The following is a 25,286-nucleotide window of genomic DNA, read 5'->3' as shown; positions in this document are numbered from 1 at the left end:
ATGCCATCTATTCTTACGCAGGGAAGGCCAGCGACTTAATCGTCAGCGGTACCACTTCACCGCCAAAAAAGCTCTGGCCAATATCGATGTAATCGCCCTCTCGAGCGCGCACTTCGTCAATCACTAGCAATTGTTGCGGGTCGATCAACGGTTGTAATTCCATGCCGAGCACCTTACCCAGATCGTTTTGAGTCACCACGATGGCCGGCACATGCTGGTTGCCGTGCTGTTGGTAATACATCGCCAGCTGCCGCGCGGTATGGCTGACCATGCGATAATTCACTGGCATCGCTGCATCAAAGGCGATCGCATAGCGGTCTTCGTGCAACCGTAAATCCATGCGCTGGCCGGCGTTGATAGTTTGTTGACAGACATCCGGCTCACTGGCTTGCCAATCAATATTCGGCTGTACAATGGGGATATTGCGCACCGGCAGCTCGTCGGTATTAAGCCAAATCGAACTACCCGACAAAGACAGGGTGTAGGCCCCCGCGCCAATCACAGTAGCCTGTACTGTCTGTGCCGGTTTTTTGATCGGCAGCGCCGCAAGCTGTGGGTTTTTCAGTAGACAGCGAGCCAACAGCACGCCGATGTCTTGCCATTTGAAAGCATCCAGTTCGCCTTCCTTGAGCTGGTAGTAACAATCACCCACCCCGCCGCTGATAAATATCGCATCTAAGGGTTGCACTGAGCGCAGCTCTGGTGTCATCAACAAGCGGCTGCAAAGTGCTGAGTGACTACTGCTAATACATTCCACAATTAATTCGGCCATACGATTGGCGATTTTTTCCAGCTGCGCGGTTTGCAGCTCCTCGACTTGCAACCGCTTGCCAAACAATTCTTCGATAACAATGCGCGCAGGTGGGTGAATGATCGTAGCAATGCCGCTGGTATTAGTTTCAATTAGGTGGCCACCCACGTTCAGGCAGGCGGTTGCAACAACATTTCCTCCGTCGAATACCGCGTAGTTACTGGTGCCGCCACCAATATCGATATTTAGCACTCTGGCATGATTGAGTTTAGCGTAATCACCCGCGCCGCTACCGCGGCCGGCAATCACAGACTCCAGATTGGGCCCGGCTGTGGCCACCACGAAATCGCCAAGCCGCTCGGCCAAACCCAAGACCGAGTCACGCGCGTTTTTCGCCTTCGAGGTTTCGCCGGTAATAATAATGGCACCGGTTTCTATGTCTTCTAAGCTGAGGTCTGCCGCTAGGAACTGTTGATCAACAAAGCTTTGTAAGCGCGGCACATCGACCAAGCCATCAACCGTCAGAGGTGTGCGACTGATAGGGCTTTGAAAACAGATCTCGCGTTCTACAAATTCGTAGCGCGGCACCTGCGTCACCGGTGCGCGATTGACCATAGTGAGGCGTGAAAAGATCACCTGCGTGGTGGTGGTACCGATATCGATACCGACACTGTGCACGGTTTTACGATTCACTCGCCACCTCTGGGTTAGAGTTAGGATTCGGCGCTGCGGGGGAAGCCGGACTATTCTTTTCTATTGACGCAATCATTTTGTCGGCCAGCAACATCGCAAACAGCACGGCAGTAATCCCCCCCACTAGCTTGCCGATAATCACTGCCATGATCATGTCTGGCTTGTTCGCTGCGGTGAATCCCAGGTGATCGCCAAAGGTAAATGCCGCACTCACAGCAAATGCCGAACAGAGGATTTTGCCGCGGCTGTCCATGTCCTTCATAACTTGAAACATCGGGATATTATTCGCTAGGGTCGCGATTAATCCAGTAGCGGCCGTTGGATTGACGTTCAGTACGCCGCCCATCTTTAGCAAGGGTTTTTCAAACCAACGAGTGAGCAACAACACCATCGGGTAGGCACCGAGTAAGATGATCGCGATAGATCCGATCACCTCTACTGCGCGCATATCCACTCCAGGCGAATCACCTGCCGTCATGAATATAGGGTCCATTCCAGGAATAATCGTAATACCAAGGGTACGTTCGAGCACGGCTGACATAAGCCCGAGCGTAATAAACGCGACTAAGAACTTGGCGAAGATGGAGAAGCCGTTAATCATACGATCGGGTATCAACCACAAGCCGGCAGCAATCAAGGCCGAAACAATAATGACGGGTATCAGATTCATAAAGATCAAGGGCAGATTAAATTCAATCAACTGCTCAGAGCCTGGCACCATCACAGTTGATGCCATCGCAGCAAAGCCGCCAGCAATGCAGCCCAAGGGAATGGTGACGATACCTGCCATAATACCAGCAGCAAGATAAGGTCGGTCCTTCACATCGATAATGCCAACCGCCACCGGTATCGAAAACACAATGGTTGGTCCCATCATGGCACCAAGAATTAGACCGGCGTACATCCAGGAACTGTAGTTGATGACTCCATCCGCTCCGGTTGCCAATTCCTTGGCAAGAAAATAACCGCCCATATCGTTCGCCAGCAACGTGGTGGCGAACATGGCGGGGTCAGCGCCTAATGCGGTGTAAATAGGCACAACGATTGGCGACAAAACTTTTGCCAGCACTGGCGCAATGGCGATAATACCTACCATCGCCAACGCCAAGGCGCCCATGGCGTTAAAGCCTTCTTCAAACTGATTTCCAGAGCCTCCGATGGATTTACCAAGTTTACCCATACCGATTTTGCCCAGTATCGGCTCCGATCCACCAAACTGCTGAAAAATTCGATCCAGCGCACCAATGACCATAAAAGACATCATGATGTACAAAATAATTTGGTTTAGCATTTCCATCACATTATCTCCACTTGAATAAAATCAGGTATCACTCGCTTGTCGCAGAAGGGTGATAATGTCGGCTTTAGTGACACTACGTGGGTTATCGACAATACAAATATCTTGTAATGCTGCCTCTGCAATTTCAGAAAAATGTTCCGGACGCGCGCCCGCTTCTGCAAGGCCACCGGGTAAACCAATATCTGTAAGTAACTGTCGCACTGCTATAACGCCAGCGTCACACCGCTGTCGCTCCGTCATTGCCTCTCGAGCTATGCCAAACACGTGCGCGATGGCCGCGTATTCACTGCGGCACACCAGGCCGTTAAAGACCATGACGAAAGGTAATAAAATTCCATTGGCGACCCCGTGGGCGATTTCATAGCGCGCGCCCACCTGATGCGAGATAGCATGCACTAGACCCAGCCCCGCGTTACTAAATGCCAAGCCTGCTTCGTAGGCTCCAATTGCCATATCAAGGCGGGCTTGTTTGTTCTCACCGTCGCCCACCACAATAGGCAAGGCGTGAACCAGTTTCTGAATTGCTGAAATCGCTAAGGCTTTCGATAATGGATTCGCATTCCGCGCCGTAAACGCTTCAATCGCGTGGGTTAACGCATCGATTCCGGTAGCTGCCGTCACTGAAGCTGGCAAATTCAGCATTAAACCAGGGTCGACAACGGCCAGATCGGGCATCAGATCGACATGCTTGGTGACGAATTTTTTCTGCCGATCAGGTTTCAAGATGACACTGATGTCAGTCACTTCAGAGCCAGTGCCTGCGGTAGTAGGCACTGCACCCAGACCAACTGACCTGCGTTCGTTAAAATTGGGTGAGAAAAACTCCTCAAGACTGCAATTACAGCTTCCGAGCATGGCGATGACCTTAGCCGCATCCAACGCCGAGCCGCCGCCAAAACCGAGTACGAAATCAGCGTTAGTCTGCTTCAGCTGTGCGACACCTTGCTGCACAATATCCGTTCCCGGCTCGCGCTCAATACCTGAGAACACGCTGAATTCAATGCCCGCACGCTCTAGACTACGCTGAGCGCTACGTAGTAAACCCTTTTGATAAACCACGTTATCAACCACTATTAGTACATGGCGGACGCTCAATCCCTTTAGCAGGCTACCTATTTTTAAAATAGCCCCTTCACCAACTAGAGTTTGCCGGGGAGCGCAAAAGTTGAATAAATTGTGCGGAGTTAATTCGTCGACTGTCTGCGTGACTATGCTGGCGATCACCTCTTCATTGACTGATGATTGTATGATTGTCATATCAACCCACACTCGCTTGGCGAGCATTTTCAGCAATCGCAAACGCCGCAATCGCCAGTGGTGTCAAATACAAGGCTTGCGACGGAATGATGACGTCAATATCAGAAAATTCCGCAGTAAAGGCTGTGGCGAAACCGTGAAGACTGCAACTTCCCCCGGTGAGATAAATTGCTGGTGGACGATGTTCAGCAATGTGACCACGCACCAGATCAGCCATTTTTGCTATGACTGGCTGTATCACGCTTAGTACCTCACCCGAATTATCCCTTCGCTTTAACAGCTCAGCTTCTTCGTATGGCAACGCATGATATCCAGCCAATACCAGAGTAATGTGATGGCCGCCGGTGGGGTCATCGACTGACTTGACCACTTTTCCTTTTTCAATAATCGCTGTCCCCGTAGTGCCGCCGCCAATATCCACCACAGCGGCGTGCTGCAAGCCCAATAAAGCGGCCACACTGCTAGGTTCATCAATCACGTTACTCACCTCAATGCCTGAAGATTCAATAACGTTAATCGAAATACGCGGATCGGTTCCTGGAGGGAATGATGTACATGCCTGTTGGATATTGATACCAAGCCGCGCCTCGGCACGACGGATTTGCTCTCTGACAATACGACACGCGCCATGGTAATCAACGACTACGCCATCGCGCACAACATCAGCCCATTCTAAGTAGCAGGCCAGCGGTTGATTGTTAGCATCCAACACCACAGTTTGAATATCGGCGGTGCCAAGATCGATACCGACTTTAAAAGGCCCGCTATATAGCGCGACACTATCGTCGTTAACCATGGCTGCTGCCGCTATTAACAAGGTGTTCACTGCTGCGATATTGCTGTTCATAGAACCACCTTTATACAATCCTAAATGCATCGACCAATGTGCAACGGCGCTTACGCACAAAGGTGGCGGCGTTAGTCACGCCTTCTCCCGTTGGCGTCGAGATGGTCATCGACGTCCAGCCTTCGCCGCCCGCGCCAAGACCAGCCACACAGGGACCGTTTTTCACAAACAAACTGGTGTTTATCTCGGCGGCCATACGCGACAGATTGTCGATATTGCGCGAGTGCATGGCGGCGGAGTGCAGGTTGCCTTGCTCCAAGTCGATAGCCCAATCAATCGCCTGGTCTGCATCTTTGGCGCGAATCATGGCGATCACTGGCAGCATCAATTCAGTGGTGGCGAAAACATGATCACGGGGCGCTTCCATCACCAGTAAACGGGTATCGGCGGGCACGGTGAAACCCGCGGCGGCGGCAATTTTTGCGGCGTCGCGACCTATCCACTCAACCTTTGAATGAGCCTTAGCACCGGGGTAATCAGCGAGCACTAATTGCGCTACCGCTTCACCCTGCTCGGCCGTTATTTGAACGGCACCGTGGCGACACATAGCTTTCATAAGCGCATCAGCGATCGAATCAACAGCAATGATCTCTTTTTCGTCGACGCAGACGATGTTGTTGTCGAATGATGCACCCTGCACAATACTGATGGCGGCGCGTTCAATGTCGGCGGTTTCGTCCACCACCACTGGCGGGTTACCAGGTCCTGCTGCTATCAGGCGTTTGTCACTGACTTTGCGCGCAGCCGCAACCACGGCGTCACCACCGGTAATGGTCAATAAATGAATGCCGGGATAAATAAACAGCTGGTTTGCCGATTCAATCGTGGGCGACTCTACACAGCTAACGATACTGGCAGGGCCACCAACACTGACCGACGCCTGATTAATCAATTGAATAGTGCGCTGCGAAACGGCTTTCGCGGCCGGATGCGGTGAGAACACCACCGAATTTCCGCCTGCGATCATGCTGATGGCGTTGTTTAATATGGTGGCCGAAGGGTTAGTAGAAGGGGTTATTGAAGCGATCACTCCCCATGGTGCATTTTCTAGCAATGACAAACCGTGGTCGCCAGTCATCGCGGTTGTAATGAGGGCTTCAGAGCCCGGTGTTTTGTCGATCACCAAGCGGTTCTTGCGCACTTTATCGGCGACTCGGCCAAAGCCGGTCTCGCTCACAGCGAGCTCACACAGTTCTTGTAGATGTTCGCTGGCCAGTGCACGAATGGCAGCAATAACAGCATTACGCTGCGCCAAATTACGAAGATAAGGTTGCGCGCGACCTGCTGCGGCCACCGCGTCGTCCAGTGACGTGAATACACCGTAGCGCTCACCGTCGAGTTGGGGCGCATGCATTTGCTCTATGACCCGCCGCACAATCGTTTCAAGTTGTTGCGGATCGATATGTGTTTGCACCATGACCGACTCTCTTTTAACGTTGCTGATTTTTCTGAAACCAAGTGGATTTGTTGCTAGTGACTGCGTCGACAATACCCACCACGCTCAAATCGACTGGCGACTGTCCAGTACTGTCAACCGACATGCGCGCGGAACTACCACCAACCACCAACACCCATTCACCTTCGCCTGCGCCGAGCCTATCCACAGCCACCGCAACAGCAGTTTCTTCCTGGCCTGACAGATCAATAAATGCAATCAATGCCAGCTTATCCGCGCCTAAGCGGTCGCTGCGAATAGTGGCAACGACCTGACCGATCACTTTTGCGAGTCTCATAATCCTGCCTTTTAATTACTGCTTGCTTTAATTCACGTTAGCCAGCCACATTCTTTGCAACTGGCCTTCCAGTAGGCTTCTTCTCAGCTGGTGTTTTGTTGTCTGCCGTTACTTTCCGGGTGATCGGAAAGATGGACTCCAAATCCTCATGCGGCCGCGGAATCACATGCACGGCGACCAGCTCACCTAGCCGCTGTGCAGCGGCAGCTCCGGCGTCAGTTGCCGCTTTGCAGGCGGCGACATCGCCCCTAACCAGTGCAGTAACATAACCATGGCCAATCTGCTCATAGCCGACCAGCTCCACCCGGGCCGCCTTTACCATGGCATCGGCTGCCTCGATCAGCGCCGTCAGCCCTTTCGTTTCTATAATGCCTAATGCTTCCTTCATGCTGCGGTCCTCGCTATCGATAACAGTTTGTCATGCAAGCCCTGCCCGCTAGACATCAGCAGCTGGTTTACCCGTGGCGGTGATCCCAAAAATAGCTTCCAGATCGCCATGTGGGCGCGGAATGACATGCACCGCTACCAGTTCGCCAAGCCGTTGCGCGGCGGCAGCCCCTGCATCGGTCGCCGCCTTACAGGCCGCCACATCACCACGAACCATTGCCGTGACCAGCCCACTGCCAATCTGCTTATAGCCCACCAGCTCCACCCGGGCGGCTTTCACCATGGCATCCGACGCTTCGATCAACGCGGTTAGGCCCTTTGTTTCAATAATTCCCAGTGCTTCATTCATCGTTATTACTCCTACGGGTTAGAACTACTTTTCATTGAGCCAGACATGACGCGAGCACTGAGATATTGACGATATCGTCGACACTGCAGCCCCTCGACAAGTCATGCATTGGTTTGTTTAAACCTTGTAATATTGGTCCCAGCGCCTGGTAGTGACACAAACGCTCGGCTATTTTGTAAGCAATATTGCCAGCATCTAGCGATGGGAATATCAGTACATTGGCATTGCCGTGCAGCGGGCTGGCCGGTGCTTTTTTCTCTGCTACCGCCGGCACAATCGCTGCATCGACCTGTAACTCACCGTCAACTATCAGGTCTGGCACCCTACGACGAACCAACTCAAACGCTTCGCGTACCCGGCACGCCGCAGGATGGTCGGAGCTGCCCTTGGTGGAGAAGGACAGCATCGCCACCCGCGCTGGTTCACCGGTCAACTTTTCAAAATTTTGCGCGGCGTCGATGGTGATATCGGCCAGTTGCTCGACGCTGGGTTCCGGTACCACCCCTGCATCAGCAAATAAGCGCAGATCTTTGCCATCTGGCGATGACATCATAAAAAACGAAGACACCGTTCGGTGCTGCTCGGCCACGCCGATAACCTTTAGGGCTGCGCGTAATACATCGCCGGTGGTGGACAGATTGCCGGCAATACAAATATCAGCTTGGCCACGCTGTACCATCATCGCCGCGTAAAACAGCGGGTTTCTCATTGCCTGCTGGGCATCTTCAGCACACAGCGATGGTTTCCCCCCCTCCTGATACGCTTTAGAGAACTCATCGAAATAGCCAGATTGTTGCGGGTCTACAATCGCGAGGCAGGGCGTTATTACACCGCTGCGATAGGCATAATCGCGCAGCTCAAAAGGGTTGCCGAGCAGAATGGGGTCGGCCAAACCTTGCTTTTTCAATTCATTGGCCGCATGCAATACGCGGGTGTCCAGCGCATCGGCAAACACGATTTTCTTGGGTGCGGCCAGACATTGAGTGCGCCATTGCTGCATTAACTTCATAGCAGCCGCACCTTGTCTTTGGACTTACTGGTCGTTGATTCGCTCACGAACGTCATCAACATCAGCACATACAAAGCACTACTCAGGCGATTCAAACCTTGCACAATATCGCCGCGGGTCAGTAGATAACTGTCATTTACAAAAGTGCGGACAGCGTCTAATTCGGCTTCGCGCACCACTGCCCTGAGCAGATTTATCAGCGCCACGTTTTTACCGTGGCTTAATTCCGGCACGAGATGGTCGTGGCCTAGGTATTTAAGCGGCTGATGAGACACCGCATGTAATGTCTCGGCGTCCATTTCGCCCATACTGATTGGTAGCAGTGGCTCTTCAGTCACCTCACTACGCAATACTTTACCCATATATGAGCGCAAATCCGCCAGCGACTGGTGTAACAGTGGGTGTTTTTTTTCCGGTTCAAACTGCGTTTGCACCACGATTGTGTGGGCAATTAGCGTATCGAGCTTGCCACGCAGACCGATCCGCGGGTGCGTTTTGGGCACCAATTGTTTGTCGTCCAACAGCGTCAGCAATTCAGTCTTTTGCTCGACATGGTTGTTGCAAAGTACGCAGTTGTTGAGAGGCCGCCTATTCCCTCCCGTAAGCGGATTTACGCGTAGCACGGCGGCGTCTATTTCCTCCGCGGCTTCTTGCTCGGCAAATACACGGTTTTCGTCGGTAGTGTATTGGATGCGAATTTTTCGTTCTGACAGCAGCTGACTAGCCGAGGGGGTGAACTTGCAACCATTCGGCAAAGCTACCTCGCTGCCATGCGCCAGACCAAACGTTTGCCGTAACCAGGTTTCAGTAATGAAGGACGGCATGTTCATTTGCTAATCGACCAATCAGCGGGATAGGTCACGTAAACGAAACGAACCTTAGTTGGTGTGCCAAACTCGATAGCAGCTCCCTTTGGAATAAGAAATACATCGCCAGGTTTGCCGATATGGGTCTTTCCGTTGCAGGTGATGTGTAACTCCCCTTCGAGTACAACATCGATTTCGTCATAGGTCAGGGTCCAGGGGAAATTGCATTTTTCCCATTGCATAAACCCCGCGGCGATCGAACTGTTATCCGCCGCAGTGATCACATCGGTCAAACCAACAACCTGGTCAGGTACGCCGTCAAAACGGCCAAATTTAACCGAACCACCACGCACCAGTATCACACCGTTAGCAGCCACTTCACGATCGCAATACGGCACAGGCGCATTCAATTCGCGCATGGCTTTTTCGATCAGCTGTTCAAGCAAAGCTGGAGCATGTTTACCCGCTGGCAGTTTCGCCTCGACGGCCTGCTTGATCGCTTGTCTTGCGTTCGCCTCGACGGCGGGCTTATTACTTGTACTGGTATCGGCCTCGAGCATTTTTACCCCAAGCTTTTTAGCAACGTCGCGCGCTTCGGGTGTGATAATCGTGCAACTTGGCACTATATCCAGCGAGGCTTTGCCGTCTCGGTGAAGCTGTTTGATATCCTCGGCTGTCACCAAGCTTTTCATAGTTTCGCCTTATTGGCTGATAGTGGATTCATGCTGCACTCCTTTTTCGTTGCCACTACGCTTCTTGTCTTTGTCGCTGTGCTTGTGTTCTTTTTCGCTTCGTGAAGGCGGCGCGGCGGCATCTATGGGTTTACCCTGCAAACTGATCAGGTAGTTGCGCAATTCGGCGACACCGCTGCCGGTCACTACCGATGTAGCGAAATGCGGCGCGGGAATGGCGTTGTCTGATAGCAGGCGGCTTACCGCTGCGACATCGGCATCGGGTAGATCTATTTTGCTGATCACGCCGACAACACGTTTGTCAGGGTAGACATGCAATAAACCAACGGGCAGAGCGAAAATAACGCTATTGGCAGGTTGTAGATAAACGATGGTGGAAACGTCGACGATGGTCGAAAGCAAGGCGCCGTAATAACTACGCCGGCCAATAAATTCACCCGGTGTGTCAATCACATGACCGTCGTGAAATACCGCCGCCTGGGTTTTAAGTACCTCGCCCTTATCACCCAGTAATGCCTGCATTAAAGCGGTCTTGCCACACCGCACCGCACCCACTAACACAAAGTCTACTAGTGCCGGCTGCGCTGTATTTGTCATGTGCGGGTTGCTGGACATACGCTGTAGCCTAAAATGGTTTGTAAGGTATTCAGCACGGCGTTCAATGCCTCTTCAACGGCACCGATAGAGCCGGTTACCACTAATGCACCTGAAAAACGATCGAGAAAACCAATTTCCACCGACGCAAACTTGGTTGCTACATCGCCGGCAATAATCGCCGTCTCTCCTGGGGTGAGCGTCAATATGCCAATCGCTTCCGCGTGCTCTACGCCAACTTTCTTGCACAACTCCTCTGTGGGATTGGCCAACAAATGAGCCAGCGTGACCTGCTTGCCCGGAACGTATTCCTGAATTATCCGTTCGATCTCGGGTGTGTCGCCGTGACTAAACTCGCTCATTAAACAATGTCCTATCCGGTAGTTGTTTCATATGCTCGGCTACCGTTATCAACAACTTACCACGGTGTAAAACGGCACCTAATTCTTGGCTTCGTTGTTCTTGGTGACGCGGATCTTGGCCACGTTCTACTAGGGCGCCGAAAAGTTTATTCACCGAATGCCGCCATTAAGCTAAACAAAATACGACCATCGGCTTTGTCGAGGCCAAATAATGTGTCGGCATGATTATCAGCCTCGATATAAGCAAGCCGCGCTGTGAACATTCCCATATCAGCCTCGGCGCCTGCACTCCAATCCATGTAGCTGTCGTTCAAAGCATCGTCGAGGTCGTAGTAACCGAGCGATGCCGTTAGGCGGGTGTTATGTGACAGTGGCAAGTTACCGGACAGGCCGTAATAAATACCCGGATCATCAAGATTAAATACTTTGTTGGAATAGCCTATTAATAGGCTGACGTACTCACGAAAATGCACACCGATTAATAGTTCGTTCCAATCGAGATCCGTATCGCTGGCAGTACCCGGGAAGATATAGCGAATAGCGGTCGCATCAACCATCCAGTACTCGTTGAGGCTAGTGCCATAGCCAATATAAATATCGATTTCCTGATCGGACTGGTCGTCGAATGGCCCACGATCCTGCGAATCAACATTTGAACTCCACACCCCAGCAGATAACCCGCTAGTGTGTGAAACGTCGAAGGCGGCGTGTACAGCGGGATCATTCAAGGTTTGGGAAATACCGCGAAACATATAATCTGTTGCGATAGTAGCGGTGGCTGTAAATTCAACGCTTTTCTGGGTGTCAGTATCCTCATGTGCACTAGAAGTCAGCGGAATCAGCAAAGCCGTAGTGCATAGGCTGAACATAAAAAGTGTTTTTTCAAACATTAGAATAATTCCCACCGATACAGTAAATAATAGAGCGAATGTAGTTTCTGGTTTTATTCGCACTATTGATACGCGGAAGTCCCCGTAGACCACATGGGCTAGTACTTAGTGTGAATATACTTTGCAGCTTTAGGCGTGGTATAGATTCTGCGAATTGTCTGTAAGACTTATGACTATGGACGGGTTATAGGTGCCAGGGACGATAAAGCGGTTAATTTCAACATTGAGTCTGGCCTTCAATATCTACTTGCCATAAATGATGGTCAGCAGACCAAAATCACCGTACACCAATGAGCGGGTGACCTCCTCGGCTGCTCTACCAAGATATTTGTGGCTACCCACAATAGCTGTTGTACCCAGAGACGCTCATAATCGATGTACCTTAAAACTCTAGTGAGGCGTTAGTCATGAACACTACGAATTTGCAACTGCATATCTCTGGAAGAAGCGTAACAATTCGACCTATTCGTATCAGCGACCAAGCAATAGAAGCTGAGTTCGTACGACGACTATCGCCACTATCCAGGCACTATCGATTCTTTAGCGGCATCCGGGAGCTTTCACCACGAGCCGCTAAGTCATTTTGCGACGTGGATGGAAATCATTCCATGGCATTTATCGCGACCCTTCAAGAAGAAGGACAAGAAACCCAAATTGGCGTCAGCCGATTCGCACCTAACAATAAAGAAGACGTCCGTGAAATGGCGCTGACGATAGCAGACAGTTGGCAGAAACAGGGTTTGGGTAAGCTGTTGTGCGAAAAATTGTTCGAATTCGCTAAGGACCATGGTGTTAAAAAACTCTACTCAGTGGAGCTCGCCGACAACCAGGCGATGCACGACCTGGCGCGAGAGCTAGGCATGACAGCTACGACAGACAAGGATGATGCGAAGCAAGTTATTTACTCGCTTACGCTTTAGTGCCCGCAGCCCTCAACTCAATTATCCGATTCCGCCGAGCTGTAATTGGTGCCGGTGTAGCAACTCGATAATTATAGAAATCAAGTCATCGATAACGCCAAATAATAAATCTTAAAATTTGTACTTAGCTTGTAAGGCAGCCACAGTGACATGAATAAATATGAGCGAAGACCTTAGGAGTCAGACTAAGAAAGCAGTTGAATTTTCCAATAATTACGCTCATGGAACGTCTTGGCAAGCGATTGGTATCAGTGGCGCAATTGATCTTTTACTAGCTATATAATCGCGTGTCGTGCTTCGCATTTTATACGAATAATCGAACAGCTAGCGCAAGGTGAGTAGTAATCGCCGCTGGAACATATCATGTTCACGGCCTGCAGCGCTCTCCCATACTTTACGATTGATTACTATTATTAGGATTGACTGGGGCTTGTCATTGCATTCACGTCGTCAATGGGTAGCAATCGTTCTGTTTCTTTTTTAACCACCGCGTAACATTCACAACACAACTGTTCAAGACGTGCCCGATCCAGCACATTAATATGCCCGCGATGATAAGAAATGATACCCAGTTTTTGCAATTTTCCCGCTGCCTCCGTCACACTCTCACGGCGCACACCCAACATATTCGCAATCAGTTCCTGAGTCATTACTAAGTTGCTATTAGGCAGTCGATCCAGCGACAATAACAACCAGCGACAAAGCTGCTGATCTATGCTGTGGTGGCGATTGCACGCAGCGGTTTGCGACATTTGCGTAATTAGCGCCTGAGTGTAACGCAGTAACAAAAGTAACATTTCGGAGTGGCGACTAAATTCTGTTTTGAAGTGATGGGCGTCCATGCGATAGGCATAACCCGCACTCTGCACAATGGCACGACTTGAGGTGCTTTCTCCCCCTAAGAAAAGTGAGGTCCCCAATATGCCTTCATTACCGACAACGGAGATTTCTGCTGAGGCGCCATCTATCATTACGTATAGCAAAGATATTATGCAATCTGTTGGAAAATAGACATACCTTAGGGTATCACCAGATTCGTATAAAACCGTTCCCAAGGGCAGGTGTACCCTCTCTAAGTTTGGAAGTAAGCGCTGCTGCACATCTGCCGGCAATCCGGTTATTAGAAAATTTTTCTCAGAACTAGGCACAGCACCCATACGCGGATGCGTGCCGATAGAATCTAGCATACGGTCTCACCAGTAAAAGCATGGGGGTAAAAAGAAGACCGCGCTTGGGTGGCTCCGAAGTCTACGTAAGGTGCGTAACGTCATTACTCTGAATGCACGTTCTTCTGCACGCCATCGTACACTATAATCAAAACGGGGGTATTATTTCACTCAGTTAGCTTTTACAAAGTCTATTTGTTCGATGCTTTAGTGTGTGAAATCGTAAAATTTGAATTTCCTATACGTTCAATACTGAATAACGTCGAGCTTAAGAACACGCTTCACAGAATGCACCATTATTATCTCTTCGTTGGTAGCAATAACGCGAACTTTAACAGTGGCGCAGTCGGCGGAAATGATCGGCGTCGCTTCCAGATTGCGCGTTCTATTCAGGGTGATACCTAAAAATCCAAGATTTCCGCAAATTCGCTTGCGAATTTGCGGTGAGTTTTCGCCTATGCCACCCGCAAATACCAGCGTGTCTAATCCTCCTAACGCGGCAGAGTAGGCGCCAATCAATTTTGCTGCTTGATAGCAAAATAGCGCAATAGCTTCCGCGGCAGGCACGTCATCCGCTTCTATAGCTAGCAATTCACGCACATCTGAACTCCGCCCAGAAACACCGAGCAGGCCTGATTCGTGATTTACCATGGTATAAAACTGTTCACTATCTAACTGGCCGCTACGCGATAAAAATACCGCCACACCGGGGTCCATATCTCCGCTTCGCGTTCCCATCATCATTCCGCTAGACGGTGTAAACCCCATACTAGTGTCAACACTCTGGCCCGCGAGTACCGCCGTCATACTTGCGCCATTGCCAAGGTGCGCAAGTATGACGCGACCACTAACCGCGGCTGGGTCACCAAGTCTATGTAATTCCTGCATGAGATATTCACAGGACAAACCGTGATAGCCGTAGCGCCGCAAACCTTGCTCTTCATAGTGGCGCGGTAGTGGCAACTGGCTAGCCACTCTAGGCATGCCGTGATGAAACACTGAATCAAAGCAAGCCACCTGCTGCAAGCTTGGGTAGTGCTCAATACAGGCTTCGATTAACGCAATTTCTAGGGGAAGATGTTCCGGGTCGTAGGGAGCCGCTTCTTTTAATTCAGCAAGCAACGATGGTGTTATCAGTGTCGCATCACTTAAGTTCATCCCGTGCACCAAGCGATGGCCAACCGCCTGAATTAAGCAAAAGCGCGCCTGAGTGTTTAGCCACTTCAATAGCTGCGCAGCTACCCTAGCGTGATCTGTACCATCAATATCACAGCTATGGTTTTTTCCGCTCAATATTTCTTTGGCATTCAAGCGGGTATCGCTCAGCCCGATGCGGTCTATTTTCCCTGTTAAAATCACGATTGGCCTTTTATCTAAGGAATATGCTGCAAAGCGAATACTCGAGGAGCCACCGTTTATAATTAGAATACCTGGCCTGCTTGTTAGCGTTAGTTTTGTCATTAATTCTTAACCCACCACTTTAATTTAACAAACTCGCTACATTAATCACCTACACAACAACATCAAAAGCAACACCAACAAGCGCAGTCACAACCATCGCCAATGTCCCCCATAAAGTCACTCTCACTACGCCAGTAGTGATTTTTGCGCCACTCAAATAAGCAGATACCGCGCCCAAACTAGCGAGAAAAAACAAAGAGAGTATGGCAACTAACAGCGCAACATTCGAAGCCGGATATAATAACGCCGTCAGTAAAGGTAAGGCAGCGCCAATACTAAAACTGAGCGCAGAAGAAATCGCTGCCACTATGGGTTGGGCTTGGCTAAACTCAGGAATGCCAATTTCATCACGAGAGTGTGCTCCCAATGCGTCATGTACCATCAATTGCTTGGCAACTACTAACGACAGATCGGCGTCGAGACCCCGCTGCTGATAAATTTCAGACAGTTCGACAAGTTCGCCCTCATAATCATTCGAGAGCGCATCTCGTTCTAATTGTAGATCTGAATTTTCAATATCCGCTTGCGAAGAAACAGAAACGTACTCACCCGCAGCCATTGAAATAGCGCCGGCAACTAAGCCCGCCGTACCGGCGACAATAATAGCACCATGATCCGAATTTGCCGCCGCGACCCCGATGATTAAACTCGCTGTAGATACAATTCCGTCGTTAGCGCCGAGCACGGCTGCTCGTATCCATGTAACTCGGTGTTGTCGATGGCGTTCCTGGTGTGGCATAGCTTATTTTTCCGTTCTTACATAACTACGAGTGCTTAGCGTCTAACGTCTATCAATCCACCCTTTTCGCTTGAAAAATAACACCATACCTAAAGTGAGTACTACAAACATTCCCCACACCACCGGATACCCCCAACGCAAAGAAAGCTCCGGCATAAATTTAAAGTTCATTCCATAAACCCCGGCAATGAAGGTCAAGGGAATAAACACTGAAGACATTATCGTAAGCACTTTCATAATCTCGTTCATGCGATTGGAAACCGCTGACATATAGAGGTCGGTAAGACCACTGGCTATCTCGCGGTAAGACTCGATAATTTCAACAATTTGAATCGTGTGCTCATACACATCGCGCAAATAGGGTCGGGTCGATTCGTTAATTCTACCCTCTTCTTCACGATACACATGGTCGACCAATTCCCGCATGGGCCACACAATGCGCCTTAGCAACGCTAATTCGCGTTTAACGCAGTGAATACGCCGCAACACATCTGGTGAAGGATTTTCCAAGGTGATGATCTCTAGATCTTCAAGCAGGTCGCCATAGTGTTCAAGTACCGGAAAGCAATGATCCACCACCGCATCAAGCATGGCGTATAACAAATAGCCCGGACCATTCTTTCGAATCCGCATGCCTTCAGTTTGCAGGCGCTCGCGAATCGGTTGCCAGACATCCCCCGGCTTTTCTTGAAAGGTAATTAATACTTTGTCATACAGAAAAATACTGACCTGCTCAGTATCAAGCAAGCTATCCGTCGCCACGCCTTCCGCGTCATGCTGAACTAATTTCAGCATTCGCAACACCACAAAAAGATGATCATCAAAGTTTTCGACCCGGGGACGCTGGGTAACATGCAAGACATCTTCAGCCGTGAGCGTGTGGAACTCGAAATGCTGGCGAAATTGATTGATGACATAGGGGTGCATATTACTGACATTGATCCACCGAACAGCGGCCCAGCTCGGCAACGGTTTATCAAGAAAGGCATCAAGGTTAGTGATGTCACCGGTTTCGATATGGCTTGCACTGTAGTCGATATAGCTAATAGCAACACTGCCAGCTTCTGGGGCGGTCAACGCCGCGGCAATATGTTCTATCCCCGGTAATTCACCCGGTTTAACGCGGTGACCATGCTTGCTAAGGCGGCTAATCCCAGACAATCTAAGCGCCGAATCTCGAAAACGATTTTTTTTATTCATGAGTTGTCAACCACGCAATTAACCACCTTGACGCACTGCCGCCATTGCTAATGCCTTATCGGCAATCACTTGAGGTTCTTCCAAAACAAGTGCGAGGTGATCTGTGCCACGAAAACTCTCCGCATACATATTATAAATATCTTCGAAGCCGGATGGTCGAGCCGCAAACCACGCCCTGTACGTTTCTACTTTAATCCCGTCAATATCGGCAACATTAGCCGGTGCGCGGTTATGCACCACTTGAATTTTATCTCCGACCAAATTAACGGATTCCACGTAATCGGGCGATAGCTTCGCCAGTGGTCGCTTTTGTGCGGGTGGCGCCAAAGCTTGGATGATTTTCGCTACTGGCTCGGCGATTTCACGAGTCAAATCACTGTAAAGCGCCACCGGATCACGCCCTGCGCGAGCCGGTATTTCCGCAGACAGCAAAGACGGAACAAAGCCATCTTTATCAGTAGTCCAGGCGCGGCCATCGCGGCGTAAAAACGTCGCGCCGGCACTTTCTTCATCAGCAACACCTAATGTTCCCTCGAACAGACCCGAGGCAAACCATTTAAACCTTATCGGCACATCAAACACTTCACGCTTTAAGCTAGCGCTTACCCGATCGATCAGCTGACTGCTTACCAGAGTTTTGCCAACCGCCGCCGAGTGTAGCCAATCAGCGCGATGCCGAAACAGATAGTCTATCGCCACCGCCAAGTAGTGATTCGGGGCGCCGTGGGTAACAATACCGTGGCGGTCGTGATCGGCATCACAGGCAATACTAATTATGCCAGCAAGGGGATCAATCATCATAGATCTAGTGTCTTGAGCAGATAGCACAACTTAATAAAAGTCGCTATTTGCGTTGAAAAAATCTCCTTCACGTCGCTTAACTTACTAGCCACTTTTCTGCCTCTTCGTAATGCTCGTTAGCGAATATTTTTAGGGGACAGGGTATGGCAAATTTTAAAAAGCCAATTGTTGATTTTAGCCATTCTACATCCGTTACAATCGCGATTTTTTCCCAAGCCTTAAAATGCGCGAAGCCTAATTTAGCATCATCCCACATTGCACCTGCACTAAAACCCGTAAAAGTAGGCCCGAGGTGGTAGAGAATACGTACGTTGTCGTGGCCTTTTAATTTCTCTTCAATGGCGGGGATTAGTATGGATTCATAGTCACTTGCGGTCACTTTTCCAGATGCAACAAACCCGATAATCTGTGGGGGAAGATCAAATATTTGATTAATCATAGTAACTCCTAGAGTTTAGTTTGCGTCGCAATCACATTGCTTCCGAGCGGAAACTCTAAATTTAGCAGCCCAGCTATACTTTCAATCGTCAAATCAGCTGGTGGATACGGCAATGTGTGATTAGAGTCATGAGCGTAATGCCCCTGACGTGGGAAGACAGTACTAGGCGATCACCCCAAATAGCTTTCATCGCCGCTAAAATCTGCTCTTTATGAATATAGACCAACACACGGCCATCAACCGCACTCCACAACCCCGCTCGTAGAATTTTTCGTGGCTGCAACACGGCATCGCCATCCGACAAAATCGCCGTTTACCCCAATAGCCCCAAATGCTCAAACACCGCCAGTGCTTTTGGGAAAAATCGGTCTGCGTTGGGATAGTCTATAAAAATTAACGCGATCTGAAGCAAGCGCGACTCGTCAAGGTTGTCCTACCGAAGTCTCTGCAGGGCGCCCAAATAGTCGACGCAGCCAAGGTCTGCGCGCTCGGCGTCGACAATAGCCCAATACTGCTGCACACAGTTTAGGCTTCGCTCACGCCTAAAGTCATGATGTAGATCAAGTAGAAAACTATCAGTATCTAGTAAGGTATTGTCTGCATTGAGCGAAAACACCACATCAGCAATGCTGTTCATACCGCAAGGCACCCTGAATTGGAAAAGATCAGAATAAAGTGTCATCAAAGATCGATATCCTGCGCACCTCGTCCCATGAGTTACAGGCTATCTGGCTCAAGCCCCGTAGTCCGTCTGCTAGCGTACATATCTACAGGAGAGCCAGTGCTAGGCTATAAACCCGCCGTTATTGTGCTCCGCTCTCCGCGCAGCTGCACTCTCAACCACGGCCGGGTATACCGCAGCGCCAACGAACGCCGTGAGTATGCCAATCTATTACTCGCTAGGTATGGAGTATACGGCGCAAAGTACACAGGCAAAGGAATTCGCGCATGAATGCAAATGTCATCACGCTAAATCAAGGCACCGTAGTTTCAGTCCGCGGCAGCGTGGTGGACATACGCTTTACTCAACAATTGCCGCCCATTTTTTCTCTACTACACGCCGACGATGCACGCATTCGCATTGAAGTTCGAACCCACCTTAACGCCCACACCATTCGCGGCATTTCCCTAACTCCGACCCAAGGTTTGGCACGCGGCATGACAGTCGATGACAGCGGCGGGCCGCTATTGGCACCTGTCGGTAAATCCATTCTCTCCCGTATGTTTGATGTGTTCGGCAACACAATAGACAGTGGTCCGGAGCTGGAGGACGTCAAATGGCAGTCAGTACACAATGCCCCACCTAAGCTAGTAAACCGATCAACCCAAGCAGAAATTTTTCTAACCGGTATTAAGGTGATCGACGTGCTAGCGCCATTGGAACGCGGCGGCAAAGCAGGTTTATTTGGCGGCGCAGGTGTGGGTAAAACCGTGCTATTGGCGGAAATGATCCACAATATGGTCGGCCACCATGATGGGGTGAGCATCTTCTGTGGCATTGGCGAGCGCTCCCGCGAAGGTGAGGAACTTCACCGAGAAATGAGTGACGCTGGCGTGCTGCCGAATATGGTGATGGTGTTCGGTCAAATGAACGAACCACCGGGTAGTCGCTTTCGGGTTGGCCATGTCGCGCTCACCATGGCGGAGTACTTTCGCGACCAAGAGCACCGCGATGTATTACTGCTGGTCGACAATATATTTCGCTTTATTCAAGCCGGCGCAGAAATCTCCGGTTTAATGGGGCAAATGCCCTCTCGCCTTGGTTACCAACCCACCTTGGCAACGGAGTTGGCGAGTATGGAAGAACGCATCGCCAATACTGAGGCTGGCGCCATTACCTCGATTCAAGCCGTGTATGTACCCGCCGACGATTTTACCGACCCCGCCGCCGTGCATACCTTTTCTCACCTTTCCGCCTCCATCGTTTTATCGCGCAAACGCGCCAGCGAGGGCCTCTACCCGGCTATCGACCCCCTACTATCAAATTCCAAAATGGCGACACCCGGTATTCTGGGAGAACGGCACTACAATTTGGCCCAGGATATTCGGCGCACCTTGGCGCAGTACGCTGAATTAAAAGACATCATTGCCATGCTCGGCTTAGAGCAATTATCGACAGAAGACCGCAAGGTTGTTGCCCGCGCCAGACGTCTGGAACGCTTCTTCACCCAACCCTTTTTCACCACCGAACAATTTACCGGTATGTCAGGAAAGTTAGTCGCACTAGAAGATGCACTGACCGGCTGTGAGCGTATTTTGCGCGATGAATTCAGCGATGCGCCCGAACAGGCGCTCTACATGATTGGCACCATTGACGAGGCCAAGCTGAACGCCGAAGAAAGCAAATCAACAGAAGTACCTGAAGCCAAAACCGAAAAGGGCACAGCCGCACATGATGAATCTTAAGGTGCTGCTACCCTTCGAGATATTTAAAGAACTCGATGAAGTCGAACGTATCACTGTGGAAACCGATAAAGGAAGCTTCGGCCTATTGCCACATCGGCTTGATTGCGTCGCCGCCATTGTCCCCGGCATTTTAACTTATCAGCGTCGTGGCGAAGACGACATCTACATTGCCGTCGATGAGGGTGTGCTAGTAAAAACCGGGGCAGACGTTTCCATCTCGGTACGACATGCGGTTAGCGGCAACGACCTTGAACAATTGCATCAAACCGTGGAGCAAGAATTTAGTCAGCAAAGTGAGCAAGACAAAAAAGTGCACTCGGTCTATCAAAAAATGGAAAGTGATTTTATCCGGCGATTATCGGCCTTCAATCATGACAGCTGACAAAAAGCACGATAAACAAACACCCTTCTCCGACGCCGTTGGCAACAAGGCGGCGCGGAAACTTCGGGCGCAAAAAGCCGATACCCCCGGCATTTGGTTTGGTCTGGGCATGATGGGCTTGATTGGTTGGTCGGTAGCGGTTCCCACGCTGTTGGGCGCCACGCTCGGTGCTTGGTTAGACCGACACTACCCCGGCGGGCACACCTATACCTTAGCGCTACTCACCGCAGGTTTATGCATCGGTTGTTTTAACGCTTGGCACTGGGTCGGAAAGGAACAACGGGAAATGCATGACGAAGAAAATTCGACCGCAGCAGATAAGGACATCAAGCGACATGAGTAATATCTTAGCATTAGTATTTGCAGCGCTGGCGGGCGGTGTTCTGGGATTATTTTTTTATGGCGGCCTTTACCTTACCGTTAGCCGCGGACTTAATTCCGCGCGCCCGGCACTGTGGTTTTTCGCAAGTTTCGTGTTGCGCGTTGCGGTAGTAATAAGTGGGTTCTATTTTATTAATGATGGTGGTTGGCCGAGCATAGTTAGCTGCTTGGCTGGTTTTATGATCGTAGGCTTGGTATTTCCGATGTGGAAAAAAGTCCCCGCCGCTGCCGACAAAACCGATATAAGCGGGAGCACACACCATGCACCTTAGCCCAGACGAAATTATCTTTTGGCAGCTCGGCTGGTTCAAGCTAAATGCCACCATCCTATTTACTTGGATATTGATGTTCGCCTTAACGGTTGGCTCGCTGCTGATTACTAGACGCTTATCGACAAATCACGAACGCAGTCGCTGGCAAAACCTATTGGAAATTATTGTTAGCAATATAGTGACCCAAATTGAAGAGGTGGGACTACCCAAGCCGAGGTACTACCTAGGATTTTTAGGCACCTTGTTTTTATTTGTCGCCTCGGCGGCCCTGTGCACAATCATCCCCGGTTTTGAACCCCCAACCGGATCACTATCCACTACCACGGCCTTGGCGATATGCGTCTTTGTAGTGGTGCCATTTTTTGGCATTCAAGAGCAAGGGCTTGGCAGCTATTTAGCGTCTTACACCAAGCCCACCTTTATTATGCTGCCCTTTAATCTGATCAGCGAGTTGTCGCGCACACTGGCGCTAGCCGTGCGCCTGTTCGGCAACATGATGAGTGGCGCCATGATTCTCGCCATTTTACTGACCATCACACCCTTTATTTTCCCGATTGTCATGACGCTACTTGGCCTACTTACCGGCATGGTTCAAGCCTACATTTTTAGCGTTTTGGCTGCGGTCTATATCGCCGCTGCTGCGCGCACGGCAACACGCCCAAGCCCAATTTCAAACTGAGGATTTACTATGGATAGCATGACCATTATTGCAGTAGTTTCAATCATCATGGCAGGCTTAACCACGGGGTTTGGCACGATGGGCCCTGCCTTGGGTGAAGGTAAAGCGGTGGCTAGCGCCCTCGCCGCCCTCGCCCAACAACCGGATGCCTCTGCCACCATCACCCGAACTTTATTTGTAGGTTTGGCGATGATCGAATCCACCGCCATTTATTGCTTTGTTGTCACGATGATTTTGCTGTTCGCCAATCCTTTTTGGACCGCAGGACAATAGACTATGTTGATCGATTGGTTCACTGTTGGCGCGCAAGTGCTCAACTTCGTTATTTTGATTTGGTTGATGAAACGCTTCCTCTATCAACCCATACTCAATGCGATTGATTCACGCGAAAAACGCATTGCCGATGAACTCGCTCGCGCCGACAAACTTAGCGAAGAGGCCAGCGCGGCCAAAACCAGCTTTGACACTAAAAATCGCGAGTTTGAACAACAGCGCAATCAATTAATGACAGACGCCAGCGACGCGGCTAATGCTGAACGTCAACGGCTTATGGAAGACGCACACCAAACGACGGCCGACTTTGAGGCGAAGCAACAGCAAGCTCTGCAAGACAAAATGCAGTCGCTGCAAAATTCCATTCGCACCACCGCACAAAAAGAACTGTTTAGCGTGGCAAAGAATGCCCTTCGTGATCTCGCCGCAGTCGATATTGAATCACAGATGCTAGCGGTATTTACTCAGCAATTGCAGAACATGAGCGATGAACAAAAAACCGCATTGCAGGCAGGTTTTGCAAACCCTATAGCGAGCGACTCGGACAGCGACAACACGCCCCGCTCACCGACAAAGATCACCGTGCTATCGAGTAACCCCCTGTCGCCGGAACAAGAAAAGGCCATCACCGCTGCGCTCGATGAATTCTTGGGCGAGAGCAGTAAGCTGCAGTTTGAACAATCCCCGGATCTGATTGGTGGTATCGAGCTTTCAGCGAATGGTTTCAAAATTGGCTGGAGCATTGCCGAATATCTCCACACTCTAGAAGACGCCTTAACAGAAACGATGAGTACCCACATCAACGCGGCCACACTCAACGAGCCGACGCCAAAGACTGACATTAAAACATCGGAGAGCACATCGTGATGTGTTCCAGTATGACTTCAGCTAAGCGCGACAGTATGCAAAATAGCGCGACACCCGACGATTTAGCAAATGTGTTGGAACACACCTTTGCTAGCCTCGGACAGCTCAGTAAGGATTTTCGAATGGCGCTTAGGTCGAGGGAAGTCGGCAATATCATTCACAACGCCAATGGTGTCGCCACCGTATCTGGCCTACCCAAGGTCGGCTATGAAGAGCTAATTCGGTTTCGCGATGGTCTGCTAGGTATCGCATTTAATATCGATGAAGATGAAGTCGGCGTCGTCTTGCTAGGCGATTACTGGAAGCTAAAAGCCGGTGACGAAGTGCAGCGCAGTGGCCGGGTAATGGACGTCCCCGTCGGCGACGCCCTCTTGGGGAGAGTCATCAACCCGCTTGGCGAGCCATTAGATAATGCTGGCCCAATCAACACCGAAAGCCGTTTAGCCATTGAGCGCCCCGCCACTCCCATTATGGATCGCGCCCCGGTAACGACACCGCTACAAACCGGCATAAAAGTGATCGATGCCCTGATTCCCGTCGGCCGTGGTCAGCGTGAACTTATTCTCGGCGACCGCCAAACCGGAAAAACTGCACTGGCCATTGATACCATCGTTAATCAGCGCGGCAAAAACGTGCTGTGCGTGTACTGCGCGATAGGCCAACGCGGCGCATCGGTCGCCAAGGTGATTGCCACTCTGCGTCAACACGACGCCATGAAATATACCGTGGTGGTCGTCGCCGAAGGCAGCTCGCCTCCAGGACTCAGCTATATTGCGCCCTACGCGGCAACCAGTATCGCGGAAGCATTTATGGAAGCCGGACGCGATGTGCTGATCGTATATGACGACTTAACCCAGCACGCTCGCGCCTACCGCGAGTTATCATTACTACTCAAACGTCCGCCTGGCCGCGAAGCCTTCCCCGGTGATATTTTCTATCTTCATTCGCGCCTGCTGGAACGTGCCACCCATTTAAATGACGAGCACGGCGGCGGTTCGCTAACCGCGCTACCGATTATCGAAACCGAAGCACAGGATATTTCTGCCTATATTCCAACTAATCTCATTTCCATCACCGACGGCCAAATTTACCTTTCACCCTCATTTTTTGAGTTGGGTACTTTACCCGCAGTTGATGTGGGCAGATCGGTCTCGCGGGTTGGCGGCAAGGCGCAGCGCAAGGCCTATCGCGCTGTAGCCAGTAATTTAAAACTGACCTACGCCCAATTTGAAGAACTGGAAAATTTCTCACGGTTTGGCGCCAGGGTAGACACCGCCAGCCAAAAAATTATCGACCACGGCCAGCGCGTGCGAATGAGTCTTAAACAAGCAGAATGCTCACCGGTCTCGGTCGAAGAGCAAATTCTGCTCCTCCTAGCGGTAAAGGAAGGGCTTTTTGACGCGATATCGCTAGACCTAATGCCCAAAGCAGAAACCTACTTGCTCAACACAGCGAAAGATATTCCCCAAGAAATACGCGATAACATAGAGTCAGTAAAAGGTATTAGCGACGACGACGACAACCAAACCCTACTCAACCTTGCGAAGGCGGCACTGGAGCGCTTTATCAGCGCTGAAACCAAAACCAGTCCTAAACCAGAAAACAACGAAGAAACAGGCTAAAATCAGGA

At 50.5% G+C, this 25,286-nt stretch carries 31 protein-coding genes; 9 read left to right on the top strand and 22 right to left on the bottom strand.

Annotation, left to right across the window (positions count from 1 at the left end; translation table 11 throughout):
- Window positions 1-13: 13 nt before the first annotated feature.
- Genes ABD836_RS00400 through ABD836_RS00330 form a run of 15 tightly spaced genes read right to left on the bottom strand, consistent with a single transcriptional unit; the run spans window position 14 to window position 11,670 of the window.
- Window positions 14-1,444, bottom strand: a complete 1,431-nt coding sequence (locus ABD836_RS00400) for an ethanolamine ammonia-lyase reactivating factor EutA (protein WP_344931673.1) — start codon at window positions 1,442-1,444, stop codon at window positions 14-16.
- Window positions 1,434-2,741 (bottom strand): ethanolamine utilization protein EutH, encoded by a 1,308-nt coding sequence (gene eutH, locus ABD836_RS00395; RefSeq protein ID WP_344931670.1) that lies wholly within the window; start codon window positions 2,739-2,741, stop codon window positions 1,434-1,436. The genes ABD836_RS00400 and eutH overlap by 11 nt, the downstream gene beginning before the upstream one ends.
- 24 nt (window positions 2,742-2,765) lie before the next feature.
- Window positions 2,766-4,001 carry an iron-containing alcohol dehydrogenase gene (locus ABD836_RS00390; protein ID WP_344931668.1) on the bottom strand — a complete coding sequence of 412 codons (1,236 nt, stop codon included), beginning with the start codon at window positions 3,999-4,001 and terminating at the stop codon, window positions 2,766-2,768.
- 1 nt (window position 4,002) lies between these two features.
- Window positions 4,003-4,848 carry an ethanolamine utilization protein EutJ gene (gene eutJ / locus ABD836_RS00385; RefSeq protein WP_344931666.1) on the bottom strand — a complete coding sequence of 282 codons (846 nt, stop codon included), beginning with the start codon at window positions 4,846-4,848 and terminating at the stop codon, window positions 4,003-4,005.
- Window positions 4,849-4,858: 10 nt separating this feature from the next.
- Complete coding sequence (locus tag ABD836_RS00380; protein WP_344931663.1) at window positions 4,859-6,265, bottom strand: aldehyde dehydrogenase family protein; 1,407 nt, start codon at window positions 6,263-6,265, stop codon at window positions 4,859-4,861.
- A 13-nt stretch (window positions 6,266-6,278) separates the two neighbouring features.
- Window positions 6,279-6,581 carry a EutN/CcmL family microcompartment protein gene (locus ABD836_RS00375; protein WP_344931661.1) on the bottom strand — a complete coding sequence of 101 codons (303 nt, stop codon included), beginning with the start codon at window positions 6,579-6,581 and terminating at the stop codon, window positions 6,279-6,281.
- Window positions 6,582-6,618: 37 nt separating this feature from the next.
- Window positions 6,619-6,969, bottom strand: a complete 351-nt coding sequence (eutM, locus tag ABD836_RS00370; protein ID WP_344931659.1) for an ethanolamine utilization microcompartment protein EutM — start codon at window positions 6,967-6,969, stop codon at window positions 6,619-6,621.
- Between the two features lie 48 nt (window positions 6,970-7,017).
- The gene (eutM, locus tag ABD836_RS00365) at window positions 7,018-7,317 is read right to left on the bottom strand and encodes an ethanolamine utilization microcompartment protein EutM (protein ID WP_344931657.1); all 300 of its coding nucleotides are present in this window, start codon (window positions 7,315-7,317) and stop codon (window positions 7,018-7,020) included.
- 31 nt (window positions 7,318-7,348) lie between these two features.
- Window positions 7,349-8,326, bottom strand: a complete 978-nt coding sequence (locus tag ABD836_RS00360; protein WP_344931655.1) for a phosphate acetyltransferase — start codon at window positions 8,324-8,326, stop codon at window positions 7,349-7,351.
- Window positions 8,323-9,156 (bottom strand): ethanolamine utilization cob(I)yrinic acid a,c-diamide adenosyltransferase EutT, encoded by an 834-nt coding sequence (gene eutT / locus ABD836_RS00355; protein WP_344931652.1) that lies wholly within the window; start codon window positions 9,154-9,156, stop codon window positions 8,323-8,325. The genes ABD836_RS00360 and eutT overlap by 4 nt, the downstream gene beginning before the upstream one ends.
- A complete protein-coding gene (eutQ, locus tag ABD836_RS00350; protein ID WP_344931650.1) occupies window positions 9,153-9,824 on the bottom strand; it encodes an ethanolamine utilization acetate kinase EutQ in 672 nt (223 codons plus the stop codon). Before eutQ ends, eutT begins: the two co-directional genes overlap by 4 nt.
- Window positions 9,825-9,833: 9 nt before the next feature.
- Window positions 9,834-10,421 carry a EutP/PduV family microcompartment system protein gene (locus tag ABD836_RS00345; RefSeq protein WP_344931648.1) on the bottom strand — a complete coding sequence of 196 codons (588 nt, stop codon included), beginning with the start codon at window positions 10,419-10,421 and terminating at the stop codon, window positions 9,834-9,836.
- The gene (gene eutS, locus ABD836_RS00340; protein ID WP_344931646.1) at window positions 10,418-10,780 is read right to left on the bottom strand and encodes an ethanolamine utilization microcompartment protein EutS; all 363 of its coding nucleotides are present in this window, start codon (window positions 10,778-10,780) and stop codon (window positions 10,418-10,420) included. The genes ABD836_RS00345 and eutS overlap by 4 nt, the downstream gene beginning before the upstream one ends.
- Window positions 10,767-10,934: a hypothetical protein gene (locus ABD836_RS00335; RefSeq protein WP_344931644.1), complete on the bottom strand. Its 168-nt coding sequence runs from the start codon at window positions 10,932-10,934 to the stop codon at window positions 10,767-10,769. Before ABD836_RS00335 ends, eutS begins: the two co-directional genes overlap by 14 nt.
- Entirely contained in the window at window positions 10,927-11,670 is a 744-nt protein-coding gene (locus tag ABD836_RS00330; protein WP_344931642.1) for a TorF family putative porin, read from the bottom strand. Before ABD836_RS00330 ends, ABD836_RS00335 begins: the two co-directional genes overlap by 8 nt.
- Before the next feature lie 407 nt (window positions 11,671-12,077).
- On the opposite strand from ABD836_RS00330, the gene ABD836_RS00325 reads away from it, so the two are divergent.
- Window positions 12,078-12,590, top strand: coding sequence for a GNAT family N-acetyltransferase (locus tag ABD836_RS00325; RefSeq protein WP_344931640.1), 513 nt, complete (start codon window positions 12,078-12,080; stop codon window positions 12,588-12,590).
- Window positions 12,591-13,003: 413 nt separating this feature from the next.
- Here the strand turns inward: ABD836_RS00325 and ABD836_RS00320 are convergent, their stop codons facing one another.
- From ABD836_RS00320 to ABD836_RS00290, 7 genes are all read right to left on the bottom strand, one after another.
- Window positions 13,004-13,777 carry a Crp/Fnr family transcriptional regulator gene (locus tag ABD836_RS00320; RefSeq protein WP_344931636.1) on the bottom strand — a complete coding sequence of 258 codons (774 nt, stop codon included), beginning with the start codon at window positions 13,775-13,777 and terminating at the stop codon, window positions 13,004-13,006.
- Between the two features lie 225 nt (window positions 13,778-14,002).
- The gene (locus ABD836_RS00315; protein WP_344931633.1) at window positions 14,003-15,217 is read right to left on the bottom strand and encodes an acetate/propionate family kinase; all 1,215 of its coding nucleotides are present in this window, start codon (window positions 15,215-15,217) and stop codon (window positions 14,003-14,005) included.
- Window positions 15,218-15,266: 49 nt separating this feature from the next.
- Complete coding sequence (locus tag ABD836_RS00310; protein WP_344931630.1) at window positions 15,267-15,956, bottom strand: VIT1/CCC1 transporter family protein; 690 nt, start codon at window positions 15,954-15,956, stop codon at window positions 15,267-15,269.
- Between the two features lie 42 nt (window positions 15,957-15,998).
- Window positions 15,999-17,156 (bottom strand): magnesium/cobalt transporter CorA, encoded by a 1,158-nt coding sequence (corA, locus tag ABD836_RS00305; RefSeq protein WP_344931627.1) that lies wholly within the window; start codon window positions 17,154-17,156, stop codon window positions 15,999-16,001.
- 18 nt (window positions 17,157-17,174) lie between these two features.
- Window positions 17,175-17,957, bottom strand: coding sequence for a phosphohexomutase domain-containing protein (locus tag ABD836_RS00300; RefSeq protein ID WP_344931625.1), 783 nt, complete (start codon window positions 17,955-17,957; stop codon window positions 17,175-17,177).
- Between the two features lie 76 nt (window positions 17,958-18,033).
- Window positions 18,034-18,396, bottom strand: coding sequence for a SpoIIAA family protein (locus ABD836_RS00295; RefSeq protein WP_344931623.1), 363 nt, complete (start codon window positions 18,394-18,396; stop codon window positions 18,034-18,036).
- A 433-nt stretch (window positions 18,397-18,829) separates the two neighbouring features.
- A complete protein-coding gene (locus ABD836_RS00290) occupies window positions 18,830-19,033 on the bottom strand; it encodes a hypothetical protein (RefSeq protein WP_344931621.1) in 204 nt (67 codons plus the stop codon).
- Between the two features lie 311 nt (window positions 19,034-19,344).
- Between ABD836_RS00290 and atpD the strand changes: the two genes are divergently transcribed.
- From atpD to ABD836_RS00250, 8 genes are read left to right on the top strand one after another with little or no spacing between them, the layout of a single operon-like run.
- Window positions 19,345-20,802, top strand: coding sequence for a F0F1 ATP synthase subunit beta (gene atpD / locus ABD836_RS00285; protein ID WP_344931619.1), 1,458 nt, complete (start codon window positions 19,345-19,347; stop codon window positions 20,800-20,802).
- Window positions 20,789-21,184, top strand: coding sequence for a F0F1 ATP synthase subunit epsilon (locus ABD836_RS00280; protein ID WP_344931617.1), 396 nt, complete (start codon window positions 20,789-20,791; stop codon window positions 21,182-21,184). The genes atpD and ABD836_RS00280 overlap by 14 nt, the downstream gene beginning before the upstream one ends.
- Window positions 21,174-21,527: an AtpZ/AtpI family protein gene (locus ABD836_RS00275; RefSeq protein WP_344931615.1), complete on the top strand. Its 354-nt coding sequence runs from the start codon at window positions 21,174-21,176 to the stop codon at window positions 21,525-21,527. The genes ABD836_RS00280 and ABD836_RS00275 overlap by 11 nt, the downstream gene beginning before the upstream one ends.
- Window positions 21,520-21,837, top strand: a complete 318-nt coding sequence (locus tag ABD836_RS00270; protein WP_344931613.1) for an N-ATPase subunit AtpR — start codon at window positions 21,520-21,522, stop codon at window positions 21,835-21,837. The genes ABD836_RS00275 and ABD836_RS00270 overlap by 8 nt, the downstream gene beginning before the upstream one ends.
- Window positions 21,827-22,516 (top strand): F0F1 ATP synthase subunit A, encoded by a 690-nt coding sequence (locus ABD836_RS00265; protein ID WP_344931611.1) that lies wholly within the window; start codon window positions 21,827-21,829, stop codon window positions 22,514-22,516. The genes ABD836_RS00270 and ABD836_RS00265 overlap by 11 nt, the downstream gene beginning before the upstream one ends.
- 9 nt (window positions 22,517-22,525) lie before the next feature.
- Window positions 22,526-22,789 carry a F0F1 ATP synthase subunit C gene (locus ABD836_RS00260; RefSeq protein WP_344931609.1) on the top strand — a complete coding sequence of 88 codons (264 nt, stop codon included), beginning with the start codon at window positions 22,526-22,528 and terminating at the stop codon, window positions 22,787-22,789.
- 3 nt (window positions 22,790-22,792) lie between these two features.
- Entirely contained in the window at window positions 22,793-23,656 is an 864-nt protein-coding gene (locus tag ABD836_RS00255) for a F0F1 ATP synthase subunit delta (RefSeq protein ID WP_344931607.1), read from the top strand.
- A gap of 11 nt (window positions 23,657-23,667) precedes the next feature.
- The gene (locus tag ABD836_RS00250) at window positions 23,668-25,278 is read left to right on the top strand and encodes an alternate F1F0 ATPase, F1 subunit alpha (RefSeq protein ID WP_344931604.1); all 1,611 of its coding nucleotides are present in this window, start codon (window positions 23,668-23,670) and stop codon (window positions 25,276-25,278) included.
- Window positions 25,279-25,286: the final 8 nt, after the last annotated feature.

Source organism: Zhongshania borealis (assembly GCF_039539625.1).
In the GTDB taxonomy this organism is placed as follows: Bacteria; Pseudomonadota; Gammaproteobacteria; order Pseudomonadales; family Spongiibacteraceae; genus Spongiibacter; species Spongiibacter borealis.
The sequence above is the reverse complement of the archived record's forward strand: the minus strand, read 5'-3'. Positions and strand labels throughout refer to the sequence as shown.